This window comes from Synechococcus sp. MEDNS5 (assembly GCF_014279875.1).
Classification (GTDB): Bacteria; Cyanobacteriota; Cyanobacteriia; order PCC-6307; family Cyanobiaceae; genus Synechococcus_C.
This window is the reverse complement of sequence record NZ_CP047952.1, coordinates 2409994-2435869: the sequence shown is the minus strand read 5'-3', so window position 1 is coordinate 2435869 and position 25876 is coordinate 2409994. Positions and strand designations below refer to the sequence as shown.

Sequence of the window (25876 nt, the reverse complement as noted above, 5' to 3'; positions counted from 1 at the left end):
TAATTCGCCACTGAGGCACAGGGTTTCACTCTGCACAGGCATGGGGGAATCAGATTGGCTGTTGAGGAACGCGTGCCGTTCTCCACTGTTTCAACAGGCTGAGGAATTCCATCCGATGCCGGGATGGGTGAACTCAAGCTTGTTTCCCCCAATGGATTGGGGGGGTTCTGCCTGGATCTCCCCAGGCACTTCTTGATCTGGTTGCCGCTGGTTTGGGTGGGCTGAAGTGCTTCAACCCATAAAAACCCCCTGGCATCAGGGGGGAACGTGTCCAGTTGTTATGTGGATGGCCTTTGATCGCGATCAGAAGCCCATCACTCGAGCCACGGTGCCGAGATCTGGATCCAGGTCGGTGTGGAAGGCCGCATCGTTGTTGTTGATGGCGCAATCCGGGTCTTTCAGTCCGTTGCCAGTGAGCACGCACACCACCGTGGCTCCCGTTGGTAACTCTTCTTTCCTTTTGAGTAAGCCGGCCACGGAAGCAGCGCTCGCTGGCTCACAGAACACCCCTTCCTGTCCGCCGAGAAGCTTGTAAGCATCGATGATTTCAGCATCCGTCACGTCAAGGAAGTCACCATGGCTGGCTTTGCGCGCGGCAATCGCTTTTTCGCGGTTCACTGGGTTACCAATGCGGATGGCTGTGGCGATCGTGTCCGGATCCGTCACCGTGGTGTTGTTCACCAGAGGAGCGGAGCCGCTGGCCTGGAAGCCCATCATCCTGGGGAGCTTGCGGCTGCGTCCTGCCTGGTTGTACTCCTGGAACCCCATCCAGTAGGCCGTGATGTTGCCTGCGTTGCCCATGGGAATGCACAGCCAGTCAGGCGCATCGCCAAGGGCATCGATCACCTCAAAGGCTGCTGTTTTCTGTCCCTGCAGGCGGAAGGGATTCACGGAGTTCACCAGGGTGACCGGGAACTGATCAGACACCTCGCGCACGATGTCCAGAGCCCGGTCGAAATTTCCGCGGATGGCCAGCACTTCTGCGCCGTACACCAGGGCCTGAGCCAGCTTTCCCTGCGCCACGTATCCGTCGGGGATCAGCACGAAGGCCCGCATGCCGGCACGGCGTGCGTAAGCAGCAGCGGCGGCGGATGTGTTTCCAGTGCTGGCACAGATCACGGCCTCGCAGTGGGCTTCTTTCGCTTTGCTGATCGCCATGGTCATGCCCCGGTCCTTGAAGGACCCCGTGGGATTCAGGCCGTCATATTTGACGAACACCTTCACGTCGCGGCCGATTCGTTCAGCAACCGATGGCACGGGGATGAGCGGGGTGGCGCCTTCGCGAAGGGTGATCACCGGGGTTGTCTTCGTGACCGGTAACCAAGGCCGATAGGCCTCGATCAGCCCTGGCCAATCCTGAAGGACTGGTGCCGGGGAGAAACGGCGGCGGAAGGCATTGATTACTGACACCTGCGAAGGGCACTCGTCCAGAGGAATCTATGTGGCGATCCCCGCCAGCGGGTTTACTGACCGCTCTGCTTGAGGCCATCGAGCGGCGAGTCTGAGAAGAACTTCACCAGTCCAGCGATGGATTCAGCCTTCTCGATGGCCGCCATGAGAGCAGGAAGATTGATCTCCATCACCTCCGCGGGATAGGCCTCTAGAAACTTCACCATGTTCAGGCCACCCTCACCGATCTGCAGACCGTTGATCACTCCAGCACGAATGGCTGGAACGCTTACGGAAGACTCCGGAACGCGCAGTGGGTAAATGATTTTGGCGACGCGCTTGAGGATGACATCGCCGATCTTGGTGGACATCAGACGGCTGGTGAGCACCAGCGGAAGATCCAATTCCTGATTCAGCAATTTGGCCACGTTTTCTGGATCTTGTTTGCCAAGACGCAGAAGATCAGAGAGCAAACCCCGGGCCTCGCCGGTTTCAGCTAGGTAGGCGAGATCGGCCACGCTGATGGATCGGATGAAGGCACCGCTCACTAAAGCGATATCTTCAGCGGCGTGAAGAGGTTGAAAACAGTTCAGCAGAGTGAGCGCCAGGGCTGAGCCCGTAGCCAGTGCGTGGTGACGTATACGTGAACGTGCGGGCATGGCGGAATCTCAGCGAACGGAATTTAGGGGGAGACGCCAGCGGCTGCCTTCACCAGACGGACAACTCCTCGTTCGGCTAAGCCCTGGGCCAGCTCCAGGCCCATGCGTCTTGCATCCGGTTCACGGATCAGGCGGGGCAGACGGCTGAATACCAGATCAGGGCTGAATCCAGGCAGTTGCTGCAGAACGGCGACGAGTTGCCGGACCGGCTCAAGATCGAGGTAGGTGCTTTGGTCGAAGCTGTCGCTTGCCTCGAGAAGCAAGGGCGGTTGCAAAGGCCGTGGCAGGCGTCGACCGATGCGTTGCAGGGTCATCCAGCTCAGGGCATCGAGGCGATCAGCGATGGCATCCACTAACTGTCGGCGCAGCATTCCTCCATTGGCTGAGAAAAGGAAGTCGAGAACCTGATCGAGAAGCGTATCCAGATCGAGTTGATCCTGGCTGGCGGCGCTGGCGACCAGATTTTCAAGACGGGTCCAGCGGAAGATGTCGCCATCAAACAGCATCTCGCGAAGACTCAAACGCAGCTGAGGATCGGGATCTTCCATCAGTCGTCTAGCGAAATATGGGTAGGCGGCACCGAGAATTTTGAAATCCGAATCCACACTCAGGGCGATGCCCTCGAGAGTGACCAGAGAACGGATGATCAGCGCGTAGTAAGGAGGAACCCTGAAGGGAAATTTGTACATCACCCCAGAGAGGTCGTCGGTGACCGCCTTGAAATCCATCCGGCTCACACCAGCTTCCAGAGCCTGGCTGAACACGGATTCGAAGGCGGGAACAATCGGCTCGAGATTCACATCCTCCGCGAGGAATCCGAGGCTGACGAAATCCTTGGAGAGCTTTCCGAAATTGCGGTTTACCAGGTGAACCACGGCCTGGATCAGTCCAGTCCGTGATTCTCTGGTCACTTCGCTCATCATCCCGAAATCGAGATAACAGAGCCGGCCGTCCTCAAGGGCGAGCAGATTGCCTGGGTGGGGGTCGGCATGGAAGAAACCGTGCTCGAGCAACTGCTGGAGGCTGCAGCTCACGCCCACCTCCACCATGTCATCGGGATCGATACCCAGTTTGCGCACCGCTTCAAGATTGGTGAGCTTCACCCCATCGATCCACTCCATGGTGAGCACTCGGCGGCTGGTGGCTTCCTTAAAGATGAGCGGAACGGCGATGCGCGGGTTATGCCGATGCAGTTCGCTGAATCGTTCAGCGTTACTGGCCTCATTCAGGTAGTCCATCTCCTCGAACACCCGGCGCCCCAGTTCATCGATCAGGGCCACGAGATCACTGCGAATCAGACCGATGTTGGTGTTCAACCAGGCGGCGATGTTGCGCACGATGTAGAGATCCAGGGTGATCTGCTCGCGCAGGCCTGGTCGCTGCACTTTCACGGCGACCCGTTGCCCGTTTTTCAGCACTCCCCGATGCACCTGTCCGAGCGACGCAGCGGAAATCGGCTCCCGTTCGAGCGATTCATAGATGTCATCCACGGGTGCGCCGAGATCCTCCTCGATGCAGGCCATCGCTAAGGCGCTATCGAAACCAGGAAGCTGATCCTGCAGCTGGGCCAATTCCTCAAGTAGCACTGGAGGAACGATGTCTGGACGGGTGGACAACGCCTGTCCCGCTTTGATGAATGCTGGGCCGAGATCGACCAGGAGGTTTGCGAATTCTTTGGCTCGAGCGCGCGCACGCTTTTGATCGCTCAGAAGCCCGAGCACTTTGTCGGTGCCGACGCCCAGCAGAAACAGGCCAATGGGCACCAAGGTCTGCCAAAGACGCCTCAATAGGCGTTGCGGGTGGCCGGCGTAAATCCGCGTGATCGCTGCAGGGTCGTAGGTGAGCAGACCCGAGGCTTCGATGAAATCTCCAAGTTCCTGTGGGGCCACGGGCCGAGTTGCCAGGTTCATACCCCTTCTAAACGAGCTGAGCCGCCGCTACGGTCGGCACGACCACCGGGGCTTGCCGTGCTCACCGGCTTGCGACTCCAAAACATCGCATTGATCGACAGCCTGGATCTGGCGTTTGATCAGGGTTTTTCTGTGCTTACCGGCGAGACCGGTGCTGGCAAATCCATCCTTCTCGATGCACTCGATGCTGTGCTTGGCGGCATGCAGGCGTCTGCCGCATCGCGATTGCTGCGCACCGGTTGCGACCGGGCTCTGATTGAAGCCAGCTTTCGGGTTGGAGACAGTGGGCAGCGCTGGCTGGAGCGCCATCAGCTCGATGATGGAGAGTCTGAGCTGGTGGTTACGCGCGAATGGCGTCGGCAGGATGATCGTCTCAGCAGTCGATCCCGTCTGAATGGGGTGGTTGTCAACCGGCAGCAGTTGCTCGAGTTGCGCCCTCTGTTGATCGATCTCACGGTGCAAGGCCAGACCCAGCAGCTGGCGCGACCCGGTCAGCAGCGTCGCTGGTTGGATCGTCTCGGTGGTGCGCAGCTGGAGTCGGAGCTCGTTGATGTTCGAGGAAACTGGCTGAACTGGCAGCGTTGTATCGATGCCCTGAACCGGGCCGAAACGGACCGTCTGCAACTCGAACAGCAACGCGATGAGCTCGAGGCGTTGCTCTTGGAGCTGGAACAGGCTTCCCTCGACGACCCAAAAGAAATTGCCCAGCTGGAGTTGGAGCAGGACCGCCTGGTGCATGGCGTGCGCTTGCTGGAGGGGGTCTCCGCTTTGATTGGTCGTTTGCAAGACGGAGCTGATCAGGCTCCATCGGTGCTGGATCATCTCCTTGCCTGCACCCACGAATTGCAGTCGATGCAGGCCATGGACAGTTCCCTGCAACCCTGGACGGAACGCTGTCTCGATCTTGAAACTGGTGTTCAGGATCTGATTCGGTCGTTGGAGCGTTACGGCACGTCTTTGGACAGCGATCCTGAACGTCTGGCGGTCCTCCAGGATCGGTTGTCGCTGCTCAAGCGACTTGAACGTCGCCACGGTCAGGATCTGGCGGGTCTGATTCAGCAGCGTGACGCGTTGCGTGAACGCCAGGAGGGTGGAGGTTCGGATGGGCTCCTACGCCGTTTGCAGGAGCAGGAGCAGGCAGCTCGTGCGCAACGCGATCACAGCAATGCTTCTTTGACGCGTTCACGTCAGGCTGCGGCCCAACAGCTCCAGGCCGATCTCATGGCCTACTTGCGTCCGATGGGGCTGGCCAATGTGCGTTTTGAAGTGAAGATCGAGCCTGTCGACCCTGGGGAATTCGGTTCCGACGCTGTTTGTTTTCTGTTTTCAGCTAACCCTGGTCAACCGATGGCACCACTGGCTGAGGTGGCTTCTGGGGGTGAGATGTCGCGTTTTCTGCTGGCTCTCAAAACATCGCTGGCCATGGTCGATGGATCCAGCACCCTCCTCTTCGATGAGATCGACACTGGTGTGAGCGGCAGGGTCAGTGGTGCCATGGCCGATCTTCTGCGCACCCTTTCACGCCATCGTCAGGTGTTCTGTGTGACCCATCAACCGCTTGTGGCTGCGGTTGCCGATCATCACTTCCGCGTCAGCAAGGACGTCTCTGAAGGAATCACCCGCTCGCGAGTGTCCCACCTGCGGGACACTCAGGAGCGCCAGAGGGAACTGGCGGAACTGGCTGGCGGCGACCGTGAAGAGGCTCAGGCTTATGCGGCCAGCCTTCTGGATCAAAGTGTGGCCTGAATCCGATTCGATCTCCGTAGAATCCGATGCTGCCGAGGTTCCTCCCTATGGGGCGTCCTGCTCCCAAATCGAAGGCCCCGTCGGGTTCCAGGCCCGTCAACCTCAGTGGTGGAACCCTTGAGGATGTGATTCGGGTGCGTGGTGCCCGTCAGCACAACCTCAAGAATGTCGATGTCACCATCCCCCGCAACAAGATGGTGGTGTTCACCGGTGTGAGTGGCAGCGGGAAGAGCTCTCTCGCTTTCGACACGATTTTTGCTGAGGGTCAGCGCCGCTACGTCGAGAGTCTCTCGGCCTATGCGCGTCAGTTTTTGGGTCAGGTTGACAAACCGGATGTGGATGCCATCGAGGGCCTTTCACCGGCAATCTCGATTGATCAGAAATCCACGAGCCACAATCCTCGTTCCACCGTGGGAACGGTCACAGAAATCCAGGACTACCTCAGACTTCTCTTTGGCCGGGCTGGTGAACCTCACTGTCCGCAATGTGATCGGGCGATCCGGCCCCAGACCATCGATGAAATGGTCGATCAGATCCTCACGCTTCCGGAAGGCACCCGCTATCAGTTGCTGACGCCGCTGGTGCGAGGCAAGAAGGGCACCCACAGCAAGCTGATCAGTGGCCTTGCGGCTGAAGGATTCGCTCGCTTGCGCATCGATGGAGAAGTGCGGGAGCTTGCCGACAACATTGAGCTCGACAAGAACCACCAGCACAGCATTGAGGTGGTGGTGGATCGTCTGGTGGCCCGCGACGGCATTCAGGAGCGACTCACGGATTCCTTAAGGACGGCTCTGAAACGGGGTGATGGTCTGGCCATCGTTGAGGTGGTTCCCAAGAAGGACGAGGAGCTTCCCGAGGGTGTGGAGCGGGAGCGTCTTTATTCCGAAAACTTCGCGTGTCCTGAGCATGGGGCCGTGATGGAAGAACTGTCGCCACGACTGTTTTCTTTCAACAGCCCTTACGGAGCCTGTGAGGCTTGTCATGGCATTGGACATCTGCGCAAGTTCACAGCAGAGCGTGTGATCCCTGATCCAGCGTTGCCGGTGTATGCGGCCGTTGCACCCTGGGCGGAAAAAGACAATTCCTATTACTTCTCCCTGCTCTATTCCGTGGGAGAGGCCTTCGGGTTTGAAATTAAAACGCCTTGGAAGGATCTCACCGACGAGCAGCAGGACGTCTTGCTCAATGGAAGTCGGGATCCGATTCTCATTCAGGCGGATAGCCGCTACCGCAAGGGCAAGGCTGGATATGAGCGGCCTTTCGAAGGAATCCTGCCGATTTTGGAACGTCAGCTTCGTGATGCCAGCGGTGAGGCCATGCGTCAGAAGCTGGAGAAATATCTGGAGCTGGTGCCTTGCGCCAGCTGTGCCGGTCAACGGTTGCGACCTGAAGCTTTGTCCGTGCGGGTCGGTCCGTTTCGGATCACGGAACTCACTGCCGTCAGCGTTGGTCAGACCCTGGAGCGCATTGAGCGGCTGATGGGCGTGGGGGCCTTCGAAGCAAGTGAACCGTTGCTCACGGATCGCCAGATTCAGATCGGTGACCTGGTGCTGCGCGAGATCCGCATGCGTCTGCGTTTTCTGCTCGACGTGGGCCTGGATTATCTCAGTCTCGATAGGCCAGCGATGACCCTCTCAGGTGGAGAAGCTCAGCGCATCCGTCTCGCCACCCAGATCGGTGCCGGACTCACCGGTGTTCTCTACGTGCTTGATGAACCGAGCATCGGTCTTCACCAGCGTGACAATGATCGATTGCTGGCCACCCTCGAGCGCCTTCGTGATCTTGGAAACACCCTAGTGGTGGTGGAGCACGACGAAGACACCATTCGCGCCGCCGATCACCTGGTGGATATCGGGCCTGGTGCCGGTGTGCACGGTGGTCACATCGTGGCCGAGGGCTCTCTCGAGGATCTCCTGGCCGCTGAGGACTCGCTAACCGGTGCTTATCTCAGCGGCCGTCGCAGCATTCCCACGCCATCAGAGCGGCGTTCGGTCGGGACGCGCAGCCTCAAGCTTCTCAACTGTGCTCGCAATAATCTCACCGATCTTAGTGTTGAATTTCCCCTGGGCCGCCTGGTGTCGGTCACTGGGGTCAGCGGCAGTGGCAAAAGCACTTTGGTGAACGAACTGCTGCATCCCGCCCTGGAGCATGGTCTCGGTGAACTCCGAGGCATCAAATCGATCGACAAGGTGATCGTGATCGATCAGTCACCGATCGGCCGCACCCCCCGCTCCAATCCGGCCACCTACACCGGAGCCTTCGATCCGATCCGTCAGGTGTTTGCCGCCACGGTCGAGGCCAAGGCTCGCGGTTACCAGGTCGGTCAATTCAGCTTCAACGTGAAGGGAGGGCGCTGTGAGGCCTGCCGAGGTCAGGGGGTGAATGTGATTGAAATGAATTTCCTCCCGGATGTGTATGTGCAGTGCGATGTTTGCAAGGGAGCTCGCTTCAACCGCGAGACCCTTCAAGTCACCTACAAAGGCTTCACGATTGCTGACGTTCTGCAGATGACTGTGGAGCAGGCGGCGGATGTGTTTTCCGCCATCCCACAAGCGGCGGATCGCCTGCGCACGCTTGTGGATGTCGGTCTCGGTTACGTGAAGTTGGGTCAGCCTGCACCCACTTTGTCTGGGGGTGAAGCTCAGCGGGTGAAGTTGGCGACCGAGCTATCAAAACGGGCCACGGGCAAGACGCTTTATCTGATTGATGAGCCCACCACGGGCCTCAGCTTCTATGACGTGCACAAGCTGATGGATGTGATGCAGCGTTTGGTGGATAAGGGCAATTCCATCATCTGCATTGAGCACAATCTTGATGTGATTCGCTGTTCCGATTGGCTAATCGATCTTGGTCCGGAAGGGGGTGACAAAGGGGGACAGATCGTGGCTTGCGGAACGCCTGAAGAGGTGGCCCAGCATCCAACCAGTCACACGGGTCGCTATCTGGCCAAGGTTCTCGAGCAACATCCACCTGAGTCGGTTGTTCCTCTCGCTGCCTGATGCGCTGGATTCGTTCTTCCCTCGCTGCAGCTGCAGCCAGTGCTGCTGTTGTCCTCAGTGGATCACCTGCGGCAGCACTGGAGCGGCTTGTCCTGCGGATGCCCTATCTGGGCGTCGACTTCACCGTCAATCTGGGCGATGGTCGATCGGTCGAGGAGGTCATTCAATCCAGCCCGGATCTTGTTGATCTCGACCGTGCTTCAGAGGGTCGACTGCTCGCTCTGCTTAAGAAAGTTTTTCTGAGTCCATTACCGATTGAGCTTCGAGGGTTTTTGGAAGGCTCCACCGGCCAGCCCCTTTTGGAGCAGGCACTCAAAGCTGCCGCCTACATCGTCAATCTCGAAGGGGTTCCTGCCGATACCAGTGGGTCGATGCTCACGAAGGCGTTGATCCGCGCTTATGAGAACGGTCAGGAGAATCTTCTCGGCTTCCTCCATCAACTGCCTGGAGAGGAGGCTTCCATCGATTTCTCGAAGCTAGGAGAGGCGGTGAACCGCTTGATGGCCAATCAAAAAGACGGCCTGGAGCTTGTGAAGGTCGGCTCTGCTGCTCCGGTGTCGTCTGAGTTTTTCGAGTCTCTGCGTCTTGAGACTTCGAGTCGAGAAATCATCCGCGTGTCCGTGCAGCACCGTGAGGAGCCTCTGCGTGTTCTCGTTGTGAAGCCAAACGGGGCGGGAAACCAACGCCTGGTGGTCATTTCCCATGGTCTCTGGGATGACCCGGAGTCGTTTGAAGCCTGGGCCGAGGTTCTCGCTGCCAATGGCTATGTCGTACTGCTGCCGGACCATCCCGGCAGCAATTTCAATCAGCAGAGGGCGATGCTGGCGGGTGATCAGCCGCCTCCGGGCCCGGAAGAGCTGCGTTCGCGCCCTCTGGATGTGTCAGCGCTGCTGACGGCTGTCGAGAGAGGTCAGGTTCTCGCAGATCGTGACCTCAACACCAAAGAAGTAGCCGTGGTCGGCCATTCCTGGGGAGGCACGACGACGCTCCAGTTGGCGGGTGGCACTCCTACGGATCAGAAGTTGAAAGCCCGCTGCAGCGATCTCAGTAATCCTGAGCGCAACATCAGTTGGGTGTTGCAATGCAGTTGGCTCTCAGGGATCAACAAGGCTGGCGTTGCCGATGCAAGGGTGAAGACGGTTGTGGCAGTGAGTCCACCGATGCGGCTTCTGTTCGATCCAGACAAGTCACTGGACCGTGCGGATCCGATTCGATCCTCTCGTCCGAAAATTTTGTTGATCAGCGGCACGCGTGACTGGATTGTTCCTTCAGGCCCGGAAGCCGTGTTCCCCATGCGTGACACGCAGGCAGCCCGATTTGGTCATCGCCTGGTGCTGGTGGATGGTGGCACCCATTTCAATCTGCGCAATTCCCGCGGCCAAGCTCCGAATGCCGTGATCGGGCCAGTGCTGCTGGCTTGGATTAATCAACAACTGAATGTCACCTCCTCGCCCACGTTTGAGCAAGGTGGTTGGGGCCACCCCGATCGACGGCTTGTGGATGTCAGCGGTCAGGTCTGAGCAACGCCTTTGCATCATGAGAGGTGTGCTGTGTGCTGTTGGTGTTTCGATATCTGAAGCCATTCGTCCTTCGTTTCGATTCACGGGAAATCCCCTTCAGCAAAGGCTTATGGCCTGATTTGAAAGCCCCATTGCTGCACTTTCTCAGATTGTTTTCATCTTTATTGCTGGCTGGACCCTTTATCCATTGATGGGTCCATCAGGACTCTTTCCTGACTGCTTCGGAGGATGAAAGTGGGACTGAATCTGCTTCATCTTCATCTTCATGGTCTGTTCCGTTCCCATGATCTGGAGCTGGGACGAGATGCTGATACCGGCGGTCAGACCCTCTACGTCCTTGAACTGGTTCGAAGTCTTGCGGCGCGCGCCGAGGTTGATCACGTTGAAGTGGTCACCCGCTTGATTCAGGACCGCCGCGTGTCCGCGGATTACGCCCGGCCTGAAGAATCGATTGCCCCCGGGGCGAGCATCCGACGTTTCAGCTTCGGTCCAAAGCGTTATCTGCGTAAAGAGCAGCTTTGGCCCCATCTTGATGAGCTGGCCGATCAGCTGGTGCTTCAGCTGCAAGCCACGGATCGGCGCCCGGACTGGATTCATGCGCATTACGCCGATGCCGGTTATGTCGGCGCCCTGGTCAGTCGACGTCTGGGACTGCCGCTCGTCTTCACGGGTCATTCCTTGGGTCGAGAAAAGTTGCGCCGTTTGTTGGCAGCAGGTGGTGATCGTGAGCAGATCGATCAGACCTACTCGATCAGTCGCCGCATCGATGCGGAGGAACTGGCGCTCGCCCATGCGGATCTCGTGATCACCAGCACCCGTCAGGAACGCGAACACCAGTATTCCCGCTACGGGCGGTTTCATGCAGATCGTGCTGACGTGGTACCCCCCGGTGTGGATGCACGACGGTTCCACCCCCGAAGCACGCCGCAGGAATCAGCGGATGTTTCGGACATGGTGCAGTCGTTCCTGCGTGAGCCTCAGCGACCTCCGCTCCTGGCGATCTGCCGGGCTGATCGGCGCAAGAACATTCCCGCACTGGTGGAAGCGTTTGGTCGATCCTCGGTTCTGCGCGAGCGTCACAATCTCGTTCTGGTGCTGGGGAATCGGGATGACTCCCGCCAGATGGATCGGCAGCAGCGGGAGGTGTTTCAGCAGATCTTTGAACTGGTCGACCGCTATGACCTTTACGGATCGGTTGCTTATCCCAAGCACCATCGCCGTGATCAGATCCCGGCGATTTACCGCTGGGCTGCCGAGCGCGGAGGACTGTTCGTTAATCCAGCCCTGACGGAGCCGTTCGGTTTGACCCTTCTGGAGGCCGCTGCCTCCGGGTTGCCCATGGTGGCCACAGATGATGGAGGGCCCCGCGATATCCAGCGTCGTTGCGAGAACGGGCTGCTGGTGGATGTCACCGACCGCGAGTCCCTCCAGGACGGCCTTGAACGCGCTGGATCGGATCTCGGGCGCTGGCGTCGCTGGAGTGACAACGGTGTGGAAGCCGTCAGTCGTCACTACAGCTGGGACGCGCATGTCTGCAGTTATCTGGCGTTGATGCAGGGACGTCTCAGCCCCTCTGCTGCTGCGGTGAAGCTGCTTGAGCGACCTGTTGCGCAAGCCAACCCTCTGGGTGATCGCTTGCTTCTGCTCGACCTCGACAGCAGCCTCGAACAACCCGATGCTGAGGCATTGCAGGCTCTGCGTCATCAGCTCGCAGCTTCCGCAGGTCGGTCCACGGGGCCTGGACTTGGCATCATCACGGGTCGGTCTCTGACGGCCGCCAGGCAGCGATTTACCGAATTGCAGCTACCGGATCCTTCCGTCTGGATCACCCAGGCTGGAACAGAGATTCACTACGGCCAGGAGGATCAGTGCGATCGTCTTTGGGCCGCTGAGATCGGTGTGGACTGGCAGCGTGAGGGTGTGGAGAAGGCGCTGGCCGACTTAGGGGATCACATCACTTTGCAGGCCGCTGACAATCAGGGCCCTTTCAAGGTCAGTTACCTGCTCAGGCAGCCAGGACCTTCCGTGCTTCCTCTGATCCGTCAGCGTCTCCGGCAGCAGCATCAAGCGGCCCGTCCCAACCTTCGCTGTCATTGGTTCCTGGATGTGCTTCCACTCCGGGCTTCCCGCAGCGAAGCCATCCGTTTTCTTTCCCTGCGCTGGTCTCTCCCACTGGACCGGGTTCTGGTTGTTGCCAGTCAGCAGGGGGATCTTGAGTTGGTTCAAGGCCTCCCTGCCGCGGTGATTCCCTCGGATCATGACCCCTGCCTGGATGGCTGCCGTCAGCTGCAGAGGGTGTACTTCGCTGATCAAGCGCGTCTGTCGGGCGTCCTGGAAGGGCTCCAGCACTATCGATTCCTTAACGCACGCTCTCGTGCGGATCAGTCTTCGATCTGAAGGCGTATGGCTGCAGCACTGCGGTCTGCCTTGGCACGGGCCTCGGCCTGATGTTCGCCTCGGGCCAACGCCACCCCCATCCGCCGTCCCGGCCGGGCGTCGCGTTTGCCGAATAGAAACACACTGGTTTCGTTTTCTTTGAGTGCCTCTTCCATGCCGCTGTAGGTCACTCGGCTGCCGTGCCTGTCGGCCAGGATGACGCGGCTGGCTGCGGCATCGGCGCAGCGGATCGCTGGGATCGGCAACCCCAGCACCGCGCGCAGGTGCAATTCGAATTCGCTGAGGTTCTGGCTGATCAAGGTCACCAGGCCCGTGTCATGGGGGCGGGGTGAAAGCTCCGAGAAAATCACTTCGTCTCCACAGAGAAAGAATTCCACACCGAACAGTCCAGCGCCACCGAGGTTGTCCGTCACGGTGCGTGCCATGGCCTTGGCCTCACTCAGCTGTTTGTCGCTGAGAGCAGCTGGTTGCCAGCTGCATTGGTAATCGCCTCGGGCCTGTTCATGTCCGATGGGCGGGCAGAACACTGTGGAGCCATCCTTCTGACGGATGGTGAGAAGGGTGATTTCCAGATCGAAGCGCAGAAATTCCTCCACAATCACGTGGGTGGACGTTCCCCGGGCATTGGCCATGGCCGCCTCCCAGGCCTCATTCAGTCCCTCCGGTCTATCCACAACGCTTTGGCCTTTGCCGGAGGAGCTCATCACTGGTTTCACCACCACAGGCCAGCCGAGGGCCGGGGCTTCAGCTTGCAGTTCTTCAGCACTGGCGGCATAGGCGAAGCGCGCTGTGCGTAAGGCCAGTTCACCAGCGGCGAGATCACGGATGCGATCGCGATTCATGGTGACGGCTGTTGCACGTGCCGTCGGAATCACGGTGATTCCCTCATCCTCCAGTTCAGCGAGGGCATTCACCGCCAGCGCTTCGATTTCCGGAATCACAACAGTGGGCCGGTGCCGGCGGACCACCTCCAGCAATGCTGCGCGGTCGGTCATTGCCAGCACCTCTGACTCATCGGCCACCTGCATGGCAGGAGCATCGGCGTAGCGATCGCAGGCGATCACATGGCATCCCAGGCGCTGGGCGGCGATGGCCACCTCTTTGCCCAGTTCACCGCTCCCCAACAGCAAAATCGTGGCTGGCAACGTCGTCATGGAAGGTTTCCCGGCAGCATGGACCCATCCTCTCCTTGTGCCTGATGGCCAATCCTTTGAGCTTCACCACGATTGGCTTCACCACAGCTGGCGATGCGGCGGATGGTCTTTTGTTCGGTTGGGAGATCGCCACGGTTCAGAAGTGGGCGCTGATTTATCTGGGGGTGTCGCTTCTGGCTTTTGTCGTGGTTTGGCTTGTGGGAGCCCTCAGGACCAGGCCATGAGAGCTGGGGGAGCGATCAGCGTTTCAACCAGCTGCTGAAGCCGGGAACCGCTGTATCCGGGAATGACGTTCAGAAACTGCAGGAGTCCCCAGACCAGTTTCTGCCCTGCTGAAAGGGGTGCTGGGGATGGCTGAACCGATTGCGAGGGGCGTTGTTGCTTCCGCCATCGACGCCACAGAGTCAATGCGGTGAATGCAGCCAAAGCTGGAGTGCCGATCCCGAGAAGTGATGCCAATTCAAATTCGAGCATTGCAAAACTTGCAGTGAAAGGGCTGAGAATCCTTACTTTTCAAATGTAGGCAATATCTGCCAGAAGACAACAAGTAATTTGCTTGTTAATGATTGCATGGTAAGTGTGTTAAAATAAAAGCATATATGCTGATAGTTAATTCAGGTAAAAGATTACTTTTGCCAACTCTTACAGAAGAAGAGTGCCAAGCACGATGACTCCATAAAGTGTGATCAGCTGAATTCCCTCATACCAATCCAGTTGATTGTTTTCCGTGATCCAGTGCACGGCCACAACAGCGAATCCTGTGCAGCCAAGGGCCATCAGTGGCACGCTCAGATGGAGATATCGACCCATGGGCCAGCCCAAGAGCACCAACATCGGTAAAACGAACATCAACAGCTGGCCGCTGGATTCGAGGGTGCTGGTGATCGCTAGATCCATACGACCTTTTGCGGCGGCACCAATGGAGATCACCCCTTCCGCGGTGGAACCGAACAGCGGCAGCAGGATCAATCCGATGAAGAGTTCACCCAGTGGACTGTTTTTGAGCAGAACTTCAAGTGTCTCTACTAGCGGATCGGACACCAGCACCACGGCGCTACTCACCACCAACATGGCGATCAGGATGGCTCCGATGCCGTGGCGTGAATTGCTTCCTGCCACTGTCACCACCGCAGCAATCGGCAAGGGCTGCTGATCCTGGGAGCGGCTGAAAAAGGATCGGTGGGTTCCCAGCTGCAGCACGAAGGACAGCACGTAATACAGAAGAATCATCACGGCCACCACAAGCGAGTACACCGCAAAGTTGTCCAGCTGATTGGTGCCTTCCATCGGATTCAGTCCTTTGCCGAGGCTGAAGATGGTCGGCACCGCCAGAAACAGAAGGCTCAGCATCAATTGGCGAGCCTGCAAGTTGGTGCTGCGGGCGTCGATCTGAACATGCTGTTCCCGGCGGCCTGCCACGAAGGTGCTGATTCCCAACACCAGGAGACAGTTCGTGATCACCGCTCCGGCAACGGAGATCACCACAAGGCTGTACAAACCGCTGGCGAGGGCTGTGATGCTTACCACCAGTTCCACCAGATTCCCCAGGCCCACACTCACCACGCCGCTGTAGCGATCGCCGAGGTATCCGCTCAGTTGATCCACGAGGATGGAGATCACCCTGGCGAGGGGAACCAAAGCAATTCCATATGCCAGAAAGCGCAGAAGCAGATCCAGGGTGCTTTCGGGCGATGGTGGTTTGATGACCGCCGCAGCCATGGCTGGAAGCAGGAGCAAGGACCAGGTGGTGCCGTAATTGCTCTTCAGCAGGTTGATGGAGTTGCGCGAAATGCGATTCATCAGCGGGTCGCTCAGGAGTCCAGGTCCTGCATCAGCGTGAGCTGACGCACGGCCGGTTCCTCATCCACGAACCCCCATGCGTTGAACACCTCCGCATCGTTGTGGTTGATGCGTTGCGCTCCGTTGTTTCGTTCCAAAACGAAGCCTTGGTCAGCCATCCGGCGCATCAGTCGGGCAGCTTCCTCAAAACGAGAGGCCATGGCCTCGAGACTGGCGCAGTCGGAGGTGAGGCCGGCATCCTTCCAGGTGAAATAACTCATGGGAGTGGGATCAGTTGGTGTGAAGCCCAAGCCCCAGCATGACCAGACCTGCCGTAACCAGCCAGAACAAGGGCACCACAACCTGCTCCGGTGTTCCTCCGAGTTCGAAATGGTGATGCAGCGGTGCCATCCGGAAGATGCGGCGCCCCTGACCGTCGGCTCCCTTGGTGGCTTTGAACACCCACACCTGCAAGATCACTGAAACGGATTCGGCGAGAAAAACTCCGCCCATCAGAAGCAGGGGCCAGAGACTGTCGGAGAGGAGGGCCACGGCGCTGAGCGCTGCTCCCATTGCGAGGGAGCCTGTATCTCCCATGAACACCTTGGCGGGATTGCGGTTGTGGATCAGAAATCCCAGCCAGCATCCAGCCATGGCTATGCAAAATCCTGCCAGCGCCGGATCGCCGGCATTGCCTCGAAGCATCAGCTGCAGGGCCAGCCCGGTGAACACCAGGGCTCCGCAGCCGGATGCCAGACCATCGAGGCCATCGGTGAGGTTGGTGGCATTGCTCTCGGCAAGAAACACAAACAGAGCCAGGGGCCAGATCAGCCAATGGAGGGGAAGCTCCAGATTGAACGGCAGGCTCACCGTGTGTGCAATCCAGCCCTGCCATCCGGCCCAGCCCAGGAACAGCAAGGCTGCTGTGGCCTGAAGTAGCAGCTTGCCCCGGGGCGTGAGACCGGTGTTTGTGCGCTTGGTCAGGCTGCTCCAGTCATCCACACCACCGATGACCATGTAGGCGAGGGTGACAAGTGCGATGGCCAGAAGCTGTTGCGCGCTGCGCCCTTCGCTGCTCACCAGTCCCCCAATGATCACGCCAACGGGAACCACAAGCAGCCCCCCCATCGTGGGCGTGCCTGATTTGCTCAGGTGGCCCTGGGGGCCTTCCGTTCGGATCACCTGACCCATTTTCAGGGCGCGCAACCTGGGGACTCCCCACCAGGTGATCAGGGTTGACACCAGTGTCGCGGCTATGAGCGGGAGGCTCAACAGGCTGTTCGGGATCAAGCGGTCCGAAACAAAGGCCGCGGTGCCAACCGCGCCGATCAGAACGGCGGCCGGCCATCGACCATCAAGACGGGGTGTCTGGTCCGAAGCTTCGCTCAAAACCCAACCGCAAATCGGCTGGACGTTAAATCAGTCTTCCCAGTTTTCCTCGTTCTGCTCGTCAGCAGCGTTGTAGTCCTCTTTCTCGCCCATGAGAGCTGACAGCTCTTCTTCTTCCACGGTGCTCACTTCCGGTGAGCTGGATTCCTCATCCTCCACCAGTCGCCCACTGGTTTCGAGCCAGCTCAACAGATCAGGCTCTTCCCTCAAGGGAAGCACCGGGGCTGGTTCTTTTCGGCCGTAGCGGGTGAGAGCTGGATTGACGCCGTCAAGGGCGCTCATGTCCGTGAGGGCTGAGGACAAGATCTCGCAAGCCAATCCGTCATCATAGAAGACAGTCCGTGACAGTTCCTTGAACAAAGCGGGTTGGCTTGGATCCCTGTGGGGTGGAGCACTGCTCCTGAGTGCAGCACTGCGCTTCTGGGGTGCGCGTCACCCTGAGCCACTGGAGGTTCGATCGGGTCCGGCGCTGGTGCTGGTGCTGGCTCCTGCCGTGTTGATCACCCTCTGGTTGCTGTGGTCGTCCCGCGGGAGTGGAGAATCGGAGCAGTCCGATACAGATCAGGAGTCCGCTTGATGGGACGCGCCAAGAAGGTTGTGCTCGCTTACTCCGGTGGTGTGGATACGAGTGTCTGCATTCCGTATCTCAAGCAGGAGTGGGGTGTTGAGGAGGTGATCACGTTTGCTGCTGACCTCGGCCAGGGCGATGAGCTGGAGCCGATTCGGCGCAAGGCTCTCGAGGCCGGCGCCAGTCAGTCTTTGGTTGGTGATCTCATTCAGCCTTTCATCGAAGAGTTTGCCTTTCCCGCTATCCGCGCCAATGCTCTATATGAGGGTCGCTACCCCTTGTCAACCGCTCTGGCGCGACCGCTGATTGCCCGGCGGCTTGTGGAGGTGGCGCGGGAGGTCGGCGCGGACGCTGTGGCCCATGGATGCACTGGCAAGGGCAACGATCAGGTGCGGTTTGATGTGGCGATTGCCGCCTTGGCTCCCGATCTCAAGGTGCTCACGCCAGCAAGGGAATGGGGGATGAGCAGGGAGGAAACGATTGCCTATGGCGAGCGCTGCGGCCTCCCAGCGCCGGTGAGCAAGAAATCTCCCTACTCCATCGATCTCAATCTTCTTGGTCGCAGCGTTGAAGCCGGTCCATTGGAGGATCCGATGCAGGCTCCCCCTGAAGAGGTGTTCGCCATGACGGTGTCCATCGATGCGGCGCCTTCGGTGGCCGAAGAGATCGAGATCGCATTCGAAGCTGGTGATCCGGTGAGCATTAATGGCCAGCGTCTGGATCCTGTTGCCTTGATTCGAGAGGCCAATCGTCTGGCTGGATCCCATGGCATCGGTCGACTCGACATGATCGAGAATCGGGTGGTGGGGATCAAGAGTCGAGAGATCTATGAAACGCCAGGTTTGCTACTGCTGATCCAGGCCCATCAGGAACTGGAGAGTCTCACCCTTGCTGCCGATGTGCTCCGCACCAAGCGACAACTGGAGATGCAGTGGGCTGATTTGGTGTATCAGGGACTGTGGTTCGGTCCGCTCAAGCAGGCCCTCGATGGCTTCATGGATCGCACTCAGACCCATGTGAACGGGGTGGTGCGGCTACGTCTGCACAAGGGCAATGCCATCGTCACCGGGAGAGGGTCCAGCGACAGCAGCCTCTACGTTCCCGAAATGGCGTCCTACGGCAGCGAGGATCAGTTTGATCATCGGGCTGCTGAGGGTTTCATCTACGTCTGGGGTCTGCCCATTCGTCTCTGGTCAGCTGCCCGTCGTCGTTGACGGCTGGCTTATGCCGCAGCATCCATATCCGCTTGCCGTCTGCCGCTGCGCCGTTCTGCCCGCCAGCGGAACAACTGAGAACGCTGTTCGTTGTTGTGATGCTCTGCAATCAACCCAGCAGCTGGGTTTTCGAGCAGTTGCTGGGCACTGGCCAGCAATCGATACCGTTCCAGCAGCGGCTCGAGCCGCTGCTGGAATTTGCGCTCGAACAGGTCCGGCAACTCTTTGAGCAGCAATTCATAGTCACTGACGGTCTGCTCGAGCTCAGCGATGCGTTGCTTCAAAGCACTGATCGCTGCATCCTCGGCGATGTCGACTTCAACAGCATCAGGCTGCGGATGCCAAAGGGGTACCGGAGCCTGGTGGTAGGGGTCCTGGGGATGCATGACCGGACGCTATCGCCCGGTCACGACTTCCACAATCCCTTGTTCAGGCTGAGGTTTCAGCGGGTTCTGGTTGGGCAGCAGCAGGCTCGGTGCCAGGTACGACGCGCGGTGCGGGCAGAGGTCCTTCCTGCTTCACCGTGAGATAACGAATCACATCTTCGCTGAGACGCATCACTTTTTCGAGCACGGCAACCTGTTGACCATCACCGTTGTGGCTGAGCTGCACGTAGATGCCTTCTTTGTGCTTGGCGATTGGATAGGCCAGGCGCCGCTTCCCGCGCATCTGGTTGTCGAGCACGTCGGCTCCCGCTTCCACCAGGATGTCGCGGTATTTGGTGAGATGGGATTCAACCTCCTCTTCCGGAATGTCCGGGCGGAGGATGTACATGGTTTCGTAGTAAGGCTGCTGGGTCATGGAGACAGCTCCGACAGGGACTGATGGCTCACCCGGGTGAGCGACGGATCCAACAGCCTATCCCCTTGGGGTTGACAGCTTTAGTAAAGCTGCATTCGCACTGCCTGGCTCAGGCCAGGCAGATCTGGCTCTCGGCCGCGGATGCATTCCACCAGTGCGAAGATCACAACGGCCAGAACCGCAATCACCACTGTGCTGGAGAGTGTTCTCAGCATCAAACCCCCGCCCAAAGGCTGCAGGAGAATCATGAAGGCGTACCCGAGCAGCACAACGATGATGTCCACCAGCAACGCCTGAAGGGTGTTGAAGCGGATGAAATAAGGCACAGCCGGGTTGCGCACCACGGCCAGGAACAGCAGGAAGAAGATCAGAAGGTTGCCGAAGGGGATTCCCTGCTCCAGGAGAGCGATCGGCAGCGCGGGCAGCGTCAGCCATTGCAGCCAAGGAAACTGCCCCATCAGGTGACTTCCGAAGGGAATTGCGTCGCTCCAAGGAAGGAGGTAGGCCAGAAGACCCAGGAACCGTTGCCAGGAAGGGATGGACATGACCACGGTTCAAACGGTTCGAGCGTAGGCCCGAAGTCTGGGGATGCAGAGGCTCAGCGTGCGGTCGAGGCCAGGCTGTTGAGAGCCGCCTGGCGCATGACCTCCACCGGCACCGTGGAGCAGCCGCTCCAGCGGCGCAGGGATGCTGCGCCCTGTTGGATGAGCATTTCCAGGCCATCGATCGTGCGGCAACCCCGTTCCGCCCCCAGCGTCAGCCAGGGCGTGGGCCTTGGCGTGTAAATGAGGTCGTAGAGGGTTGTGCTTGGTCTGAGATCGTTCCAGATCTCCTGATCTAGGGGCATGGCGCATCCTTCCTGGTGCCCCTCCATCCCCAGCGGGGTGGTGTTCACCACAAGGCAGGCCTGGGCGAGAACCTCCCGGATCTGGCTGGCTTCGAGGGGGATGCCAACGAGAGGGACCCGCTCCTCTTCCTCGGGTTGGCGCAGATCGTTCAGGAAGGTGGCCAGAGCTGTCTCCCGTCGTCCGGCGATGTGGATGGCGTTCAGAGGCAGTTGCTGAAGCCCTGCCACAACGGCACGGGCACTGCCACCGCAGCCCAGCACGATCGCTGTGCCGCCTCGCCATGCCTCTGAGCAGTTTTGCAGGGGCGCCAGAAATCCCTCAGCGTCCGTGTTGTGGCCGTGCCAGCCGCCGTTGTCGGCTCGGATGAGGGTGTTCACGGCCTGGAGACGAGAGGCCAGAGCACTCAGCTCCGTGCAGTGGGAAGCCACGGCTTGCTTGTGCGGGATGGTCACGTTCAGGCCGCGGCAGTTCACGGCTCTGAGGCCTGTCAGCACGGAGCCCAGATCCGACTGCGCACAGGGCAACGCCAGGTAGCGCCAATCAAGCCCCATGGCCTCGAGGGCGGCATTGTGCATCGCCGGTGAGAGCGAGTGACGCACCGGTTGTCCCAGCAGGCCGATCAGACCGGTGGTTCCGCTGATCATGGTGCCGTTCAGTGTCTGGCCACCAGCCTGCCTGTTCGGGAACCACACCTCGCCTGCAGGCGTTTCCTCTGACGAAGATGCAAAGGATCTAATCAGTCACTAAAGGGAGTCAGGAGGCACCGAATGGGAAAAGTTGTCGGCATCGATCTCGGAACCACCAACAGCTGTGTGTCGGTGATGGAGGGCGGCAAGCCCACTGTGATCGCCAACGCCGAGGGCTTCCGCACCACGCCATCGGTGGTGGCTTACACCAAGAACCAGGATCAGCTGGTGGGTCAGATCGCCAAGCGTCAAGCGGTGATGAACCCCGACAACACTTTTTATTCGGTGAAGCGTTTCATCGGCCGGCGGGTCGATGAGGTGAATGAGGAATCCAAGGAAGTGAGCTATTCGGTCGAGAAAGCCGGCTCGAACGTGAAGGTGAAGTGCCCGGTTCTCGACAAGCAATTTGCCCCTGAAGAGGTCAGCGCACAGGTGCTGCGCAAGCTCGCTGAAGATGCCGGCAAATACCTTGGTGAAACGGTCACCCAAGCGGTGATCACTGTTCCTGCCTACTTCAACGACTCTCAGCGTCAGGCCACAAAGGATGCCGGCAAGATCGCCGGTCTTGAGGTGCTGCGCATCATCAACGAGCCCACCGCAGCCGCGCTTGCCTACGGCCTCGATAAGAAGAGCAATGAACGCATCCTGGTGTTTGACCTCGGCGGTGGCACCTTCGACGTGTCCGTGCTCGAGGTGGGCGACGGGGTGTTTGAGGTGCTTTCTACCTCCGGCGACACCCATCTGGGTGGTGATGACTTCGACAAGGTGATCGTCGATCACCTGGCCGATAGCTTCAAGGCCAACGAAGGCATTGATCTGCGTCAAGACAAGCAGGCTCTTCAGCGCCTGACCGAAGCGGCTGAAAAGGCCAAGATCGAGCTCTCCAATGCCACGCAGAGTGAGATCAACCTGCCCTTCATCACGGCAACCCCTGAGGGTCCGAAGCATCTCGACCTCACCCTCACCCGCGGCAAGTTCGAAGAGCTCGCTTCCAACCTGATCGACCGCTGCCGCATTCCTGTGGAGCAGGCGCTGAAGGACGCCAAGTTGTCCTCCAGCGAGCTCGACGAGATTGTGATGGTGGGTGGTTCCACCCGCATTCCGGCGGTTCTGGAACTGGTCAAGCGGACCACCGGCAAGGACCCCAATCAGACGGTGAATCCCGATGAGGTGGTGGCTGTGGGTGCCGCCATTCAGGGCGGTGTTCTCGCCGGTGAGGTGAAGGACATCCTTCTGTTGGATGTCACTCCTCTGTCCCTGGGTGTGGAAACCCTTGGTGGTGTGATGACCAAGATGATCACCCGCAACACCACCGTCCCCACCAAAAAGTCGGAGACCTACTCCACGGCCGTGGACGGACAGACCAATGTGGAGATTCACGTGCTCCAGGGTGAGCGCGAGATGGCATCTGATAACAAGAGTCTGGGAACCTTCCGCCTCGACGGCATACCTGCGGCTCCCCGCGGCGTGCCCCAGATCGAAGTGACCTTCGATATCGATGCCAATGGCATTCTCAGCGTCACCGCGAAGGACAAGGGCAGCGGCAAGGAGCAGTCCATCTCGATCACGGGTGCCTCCACCCTGAGCGATTCCGAGGTGGACAAGATGGTGAAGGATGCGGAAACCAACGCCAGCGCTGACAAGGAGAAGCGCGAGAAGATCGATCTCAAGAATCAGGCTGAAACCCTCGTGTATCAGGCTGAAAAGCAGATGGGCGAGCTCGGTGACAAAGTCGACGACGCGGCCAAGGCCAAGGTGGAGGAGAAGCGCACCAAGCTCAAGGAGGCCACCGAGAAGGAGGACTACGACGCGATGAAGACCCTGCTCGAGGAACTTCAGCAGGAGCTCTACACGGTGGGTGCTTCTGTGTACCAGCAGGCCGGTGCGGAAGCTGGCGCTGCGCCCGGCGGCGACGCTGGTGCAGGAGCCGGTGCAGCGGGCGGATCCTCAGATGCCGGTGACGACGTGATCGACGCCGAATTCACCGAAACCAAGTGATTGAAATCAAGTGATCTATAAGGAAGGGGGCCGGAAGGCCCCCTTTTTGTTGGTTCCTGCTCCTCAGCGCTGGGCGATCACTGGCTGATCTGGGCCACGGCAGCCTTGGACTTCTCCACAACCTCGGCCGGCAGGGAGACGTAGCCCAGTTCCGGTGCCTGGCTCTGGGACTTCTCAGAGAGCATGAAGTTGAAGGCCTTTTGCAGAAGCTCGGTCTTGTCGGCGTTGCCTTCCTTGTAAGCAAGGATCCAGGTGAAGGTCACGATCGGATAGCCCTTGGGAGGATTGGGATTGCCCCCGATCAGATCGGGACCCAGATCGATCGAAGCCAGAGCCGTGCTCTCGCTCTCGTTGGTGGGCTTCACCTGCTCACCGGATGCATTAGCCAAGGCAGCGGCCTGCAGCTTCCCTTTCACGTAGGCCACTTCCACGTAACCCAGACCACCGTCGATCTGATTCAGCTGGGCGGCGACACCTTCGTTGCCTTTGGCACCAACGCCTGTGGGCCAGGCCACAGACTTGCCGGTTCCGGGACCGTTCTTCCAGGCATCGCTGATGGCTGAGAGGTGCTTGGTGAAGTTGTAAGTGGTGCCGGAGCCATCGGAACGACGGACAATGGAGATGGCCTTGTCATCACAGCCCACCTCGCTGTAGTTCTTGATCTTGCCGAGGAAGATGCCGGCCAGTTGTTCCTGGGTGAGCTTCAGTTCGCAGCCCGGAAGGTTGTAGGCCACGGCGATGGCCCCTGCGGTCATCGGGATCTGCAGCACGCCGCGCGGCACTTTGGCGATGTCCTCAGGCTTCATCGGCGCGTCAGAGGCTCCGAAGTCCACGGTGCCGGCTTGGAACTGACGCACACCGGCGCCGGAGCCAACCGACTGGTAGTTCACCTGGATGCCCTGGGGAGCCAGTTCCTGGAACCAACGGGTGTAGATGGCTGCTGGGAATGAGGCGCCAGCTCCAGACAGGCTGCCCTTGAGTTGGTCTCCGCCGCCGCCACCGCCTGAAGAGCAGGCGGCGAGGCTGATGCCTGCGGTGATTCCCGCAACGGTAGTGAGCGCTCGGGCTTGAAAAGAACGACGCATGATTTCGATGACGAAAACGGCTTGTCAGGAGGTCGAGCTCCGCTCGGACCTTATAAACACCCTTTCAGCGTCGAATTAAGAGCCGGTAAGGATTGATGAATCAATTTGCTGGCCCACCCATTCGGCGCTGGCTGGAGCCAGCAGTACGCCATTGCGGTAGTGGCCAGAAGCCAGTATCAAACCAGGTTCCAAATGCTCCAGAAGCGGTGCCGGCCGGTCCTGCGGGCGTGCACGCAATCCTTGCCACTGGCCGATGCATTCAGCATCCTTCAACCACGGGGGCGCCAGCTTGTTCAGCGTTTTCATCGCGAACACGTGGGAGGAATCCGCCACCGTGCCCGGCTCCACGGTGGCTCCCAACCACAGCTGCTGATCGCCGTGGGGGATCAGATTGACGCCGCCGCAGGTAAGCACGGCTGGCCAGTCTTTCCAGCTGGACTGAGGGTTCGGCAGTTTCAAATCCAGCACCTGCCCGAGCACGGCGCCCATCGGTCGGTGGTGTCCCAGAGGTTCGATTAATTGCGAACTGCCCAGGGCCGAACAGATCACCACGGCATCAACGCGCAGCGGATCCCCATCGGCCGTGATCACTCGCCACCGACCTTCGCAGCCGGCACCGGAGCGCTCCAGACGCTGAGCCGTGGTCGCCTGCATCGTTCCGCCTTGCGCGTCGAAAGCCCGCCGGAGGGCGCGCATCAGTCCAAGAGGATCCACCCGTCCATCCTGTTCGGACAGCAGAGCCCCGTGGCCTGGTCGCGGCCATGGCGTGGGCGCTGGAGGCAACGCTGGCTCATCGAGAAAGCGCAGTCCCCTTCCCTGCCTGGCTTGCGCGAGCTGTCGCATGCGCTCTGCTTCTTCCTCGCTGGCGGCTAGCTGCGCCAGAGGGGTCTGCAGGCTGAGCGGTGAGGTCGGATGGTCAAGCTGTGAGACCCAGGATGGCCAGAGCGCCATGCTCAGCTGGCGCAGTCGCCAGCCTCGGCCGCTGGAACGGCGAAAGGCATGGCCCATGAGTACGCCGAGGGACGCTGTGCTCCCGTTCAAACGGCGTTGGCTCGATGCCTTCGGAACTGCTGATGCCAGGCAGGGGTCCAGCAGCAATACTGCATGTCCAAGGCGGCTGAGATGCCAGGACGTGGCGGTGCCGACGATGCCGGCACCGATGACGGCGATGGAGGCCGTCAGTTCAGAGCCTGGGCAGGGATGACCTGGGAGTAGTTGGAGAAGCCGGTAGCCACCTCCACATAGGCCTTCTGGAGGCGAGCACCGTCTTGCAGCCGGGCAGCCTCATCCAGATCGGCCATGGCCTCCTTGAGGGCTGCTGCCAGATCATTGGCCTGGGCGCGGTCCTGGGGAAGCAGTCGCTGATTGATGTAGAGCATCTCCCGACCCACCTCCTGCATAGGGCCATGGATCAAGTTGCGCGTGAACGTCCAGTCGCGCTCGTTCACAAGCTGAGCCAGTTCAGGTAAACGCTCCTTAGCAGCAGTGAAACCTTCAACTTGGCGACGAATCACCGCCATGTCGTCGGGACTGATGGTGGCAGGCTTGCCATTGGCGTCGCCACTGCAGGCGGCCAGGCCGAAGCAGAGAGCGAGACAGAGGCAGAACGCAGCAAGGCGACGCAGGGCGCTCAGCATGGAAACTTAAGGAAGTGAGGCGACTTTAACCGCGGCCTCCAGTGAATTAGCTCATACTCGTTACGACTTCGCTTACGAGAGTTGCGTCGGTGCTTCT

24 protein-coding genes are annotated in these 25876 nt (G+C 59.5%); 8 read left to right on the top strand and 16 right to left on the bottom strand.

The genetic code is table 11. The features are described 5' to 3' along the window. Positions 1–303: 303 nt before the first annotated feature. The 3 genes from thrC to SynMEDNS5_RS13020 are packed head-to-tail and all read right to left on the bottom strand — an operon-like array spanning position 304 to position 3958. On the bottom strand, positions 304–1410 hold the full coding sequence (thrC, locus tag SynMEDNS5_RS13030) for a threonine synthase (protein WP_186583744.1): 1107 nt from the start codon (positions 1408–1410) through the stop codon (positions 304–306). A 53-nt stretch (positions 1411–1463) separates the two neighbouring features. Beyond that, on the bottom strand, positions 1464–2048 hold the full coding sequence (locus tag SynMEDNS5_RS13025) for an alpha/beta hydrolase (protein ID WP_186583743.1): 585 nt from the start codon (positions 2046–2048) through the stop codon (positions 1464–1466). 23 nt (positions 2049–2071) lie between these two features. After that, positions 2072–3958 (bottom strand): AarF/ABC1/UbiB kinase family protein, encoded by a 1887-nt coding sequence (locus SynMEDNS5_RS13020; protein ID WP_186583742.1) that lies wholly within the window; start codon positions 3956–3958, stop codon positions 2072–2074. A gap of 57 nt (positions 3959–4015) precedes the next feature. On the opposite strand from SynMEDNS5_RS13020, the gene recN reads away from it, so the two are divergent. From recN to SynMEDNS5_RS13000, 4 genes are all read left to right on the top strand, one after another. Beyond that, complete coding sequence (recN, locus tag SynMEDNS5_RS13015) at positions 4016–5704, top strand: DNA repair protein RecN (protein ID WP_186583741.1); 1689 nt, start codon at positions 4016–4018, stop codon at positions 5702–5704. 47 nt (positions 5705–5751) lie between these two features. Next, positions 5752–8703, top strand: coding sequence for an excinuclease ABC subunit UvrA (gene uvrA / locus SynMEDNS5_RS13010; protein ID WP_186583740.1), 2952 nt, complete (start codon positions 5752–5754; stop codon positions 8701–8703). Then, positions 8703–10223 carry an alpha/beta fold hydrolase gene (locus SynMEDNS5_RS13005; RefSeq protein WP_186583739.1) on the top strand — a complete coding sequence of 507 codons (1521 nt, stop codon included), beginning with the start codon at positions 8703–8705 and terminating at the stop codon, positions 10221–10223. The genes uvrA and SynMEDNS5_RS13005 overlap by 1 nt, the downstream gene beginning before the upstream one ends. A 228-nt stretch (positions 10224–10451) precedes the next feature. Continuing rightward, positions 10452–12620, top strand: a complete 2169-nt coding sequence (locus tag SynMEDNS5_RS13000; RefSeq protein WP_255440192.1) for an HAD family hydrolase — start codon at positions 10452–10454, stop codon at positions 12618–12620. Here SynMEDNS5_RS13000 and purT read toward each other — a convergent pair. Further along, positions 12605–13774: a formate-dependent phosphoribosylglycinamide formyltransferase gene (gene purT / locus SynMEDNS5_RS12995; RefSeq protein WP_186583738.1), complete on the bottom strand. Its 1170-nt coding sequence runs from the start codon at positions 13772–13774 to the stop codon at positions 12605–12607. The two genes, SynMEDNS5_RS13000 and purT, sit on opposite strands and share 16 nt — an antisense overlap. Positions 13775–13818: 44 nt before the next feature. Between purT and SynMEDNS5_RS12990 the strand changes: the two genes are divergently transcribed. Next, a complete protein-coding gene (locus SynMEDNS5_RS12990; RefSeq protein WP_186583737.1) occupies positions 13819–13998 on the top strand; it encodes a cytochrome B6 in 180 nt (59 codons plus the stop codon). Here SynMEDNS5_RS12990 and SynMEDNS5_RS12985 read toward each other — a convergent pair. The 5 genes from SynMEDNS5_RS12985 to SynMEDNS5_RS12965 all read right to left on the bottom strand — a co-directional run bounded on the left by SynMEDNS5_RS12985 (position 13982) and on the right by SynMEDNS5_RS12965 (position 17224). After that, positions 13982–14248 (bottom strand): hypothetical protein, encoded by a 267-nt coding sequence (locus tag SynMEDNS5_RS12985; RefSeq protein WP_186583736.1) that lies wholly within the window; start codon positions 14246–14248, stop codon positions 13982–13984. The genes SynMEDNS5_RS12990 and SynMEDNS5_RS12985 overlap by 17 nt on opposite strands. 168 nt (positions 14249–14416) lie before the next feature. Next, positions 14417–15574, bottom strand: a complete 1158-nt coding sequence (locus tag SynMEDNS5_RS12980; protein WP_186583735.1) for a calcium:proton antiporter — start codon at positions 15572–15574, stop codon at positions 14417–14419. Between the two features lie 11 nt (positions 15575–15585). After that, positions 15586–15834: a hypothetical protein gene (locus SynMEDNS5_RS12975; protein WP_186583734.1), complete on the bottom strand. Its 249-nt coding sequence runs from the start codon at positions 15832–15834 to the stop codon at positions 15586–15588. A 10-nt stretch (positions 15835–15844) separates the two neighbouring features. Beyond that, a complete protein-coding gene (mraY, locus tag SynMEDNS5_RS12970; RefSeq protein ID WP_370593599.1) occupies positions 15845–16885 on the bottom strand; it encodes a phospho-N-acetylmuramoyl-pentapeptide-transferase in 1041 nt (346 codons plus the stop codon). Between the two features lie 87 nt (positions 16886–16972). Continuing rightward, the gene (locus tag SynMEDNS5_RS12965) at positions 16973–17224 is read right to left on the bottom strand and encodes a DUF3134 domain-containing protein (RefSeq protein ID WP_038005302.1); all 252 of its coding nucleotides are present in this window, start codon (positions 17222–17224) and stop codon (positions 16973–16975) included. A 70-nt stretch (positions 17225–17294) separates the two neighbouring features. Here SynMEDNS5_RS12965 and SynMEDNS5_RS12960 point away from each other — a divergent pair, with 70 nt between their 5' ends. Next, positions 17295–17519, top strand: a complete 225-nt coding sequence (locus tag SynMEDNS5_RS12960; RefSeq protein ID WP_186583732.1) for a hypothetical protein — start codon at positions 17295–17297, stop codon at positions 17517–17519. Continuing rightward, positions 17519–18724: an argininosuccinate synthase gene (locus SynMEDNS5_RS12955; RefSeq protein ID WP_186583731.1), complete on the top strand. Its 1206-nt coding sequence runs from the start codon at positions 17519–17521 to the stop codon at positions 18722–18724. Before SynMEDNS5_RS12960 ends, SynMEDNS5_RS12955 begins: the two co-directional genes overlap by 1 nt. Positions 18725–18732: 8 nt before the next feature. Here the strand turns inward: SynMEDNS5_RS12955 and SynMEDNS5_RS12950 are convergent, their stop codons facing one another. The 4 genes from SynMEDNS5_RS12950 to SynMEDNS5_RS12935 form a co-directional block, all read right to left on the bottom strand. Then, entirely contained in the window at positions 18733–19110 is a 378-nt protein-coding gene (locus SynMEDNS5_RS12950) for a hypothetical protein (protein ID WP_186583730.1), read from the bottom strand. A gap of 43 nt (positions 19111–19153) precedes the next feature. Continuing rightward, positions 19154–19525: a 30S ribosomal protein S6 gene (rpsF, locus tag SynMEDNS5_RS12945; protein ID WP_186583729.1), complete on the bottom strand. Its 372-nt coding sequence runs from the start codon at positions 19523–19525 to the stop codon at positions 19154–19156. An 80-nt stretch (positions 19526–19605) separates the two neighbouring features. Next, positions 19606–20070: a Tic20 family protein gene (locus SynMEDNS5_RS12940; protein WP_186583728.1), complete on the bottom strand. Its 465-nt coding sequence runs from the start codon at positions 20068–20070 to the stop codon at positions 19606–19608. Between the two features lie 53 nt (positions 20071–20123). Next, positions 20124–21017, bottom strand: a complete 894-nt coding sequence (locus SynMEDNS5_RS12935; RefSeq protein ID WP_186583727.1) for a shikimate dehydrogenase — start codon at positions 21015–21017, stop codon at positions 20124–20126. Between the two features lie 123 nt (positions 21018–21140). Between SynMEDNS5_RS12935 and dnaK the strand changes: the two genes are divergently transcribed. Further along, the gene (gene dnaK, locus SynMEDNS5_RS12930) at positions 21141–23057 is read left to right on the top strand and encodes a molecular chaperone DnaK (protein ID WP_186583726.1); all 1917 of its coding nucleotides are present in this window, start codon (positions 21141–21143) and stop codon (positions 23055–23057) included. 77 nt (positions 23058–23134) lie between these two features. Here dnaK and pstS read toward each other — a convergent pair whose 3' ends face one another. From pstS to psbQ, 3 genes are all read right to left on the bottom strand, one after another. After that, positions 23135–24142, bottom strand: coding sequence for a phosphate ABC transporter substrate-binding protein PstS (gene pstS, locus SynMEDNS5_RS12925; protein WP_186583725.1), 1008 nt, complete (start codon positions 24140–24142; stop codon positions 23135–23137). Between the two features lie 75 nt (positions 24143–24217). After that, positions 24218–25303, bottom strand: coding sequence for an FAD-binding oxidoreductase (locus SynMEDNS5_RS12920; RefSeq protein WP_255440395.1), 1086 nt, complete (start codon positions 25301–25303; stop codon positions 24218–24220). A gap of 17 nt (positions 25304–25320) precedes the next feature. Beyond that, positions 25321–25779, bottom strand: a complete 459-nt coding sequence (gene psbQ / locus SynMEDNS5_RS12915) for a photosystem II protein PsbQ (protein ID WP_186583724.1) — start codon at positions 25777–25779, stop codon at positions 25321–25323. Positions 25780–25876 lie beyond the last annotated feature (97 nt).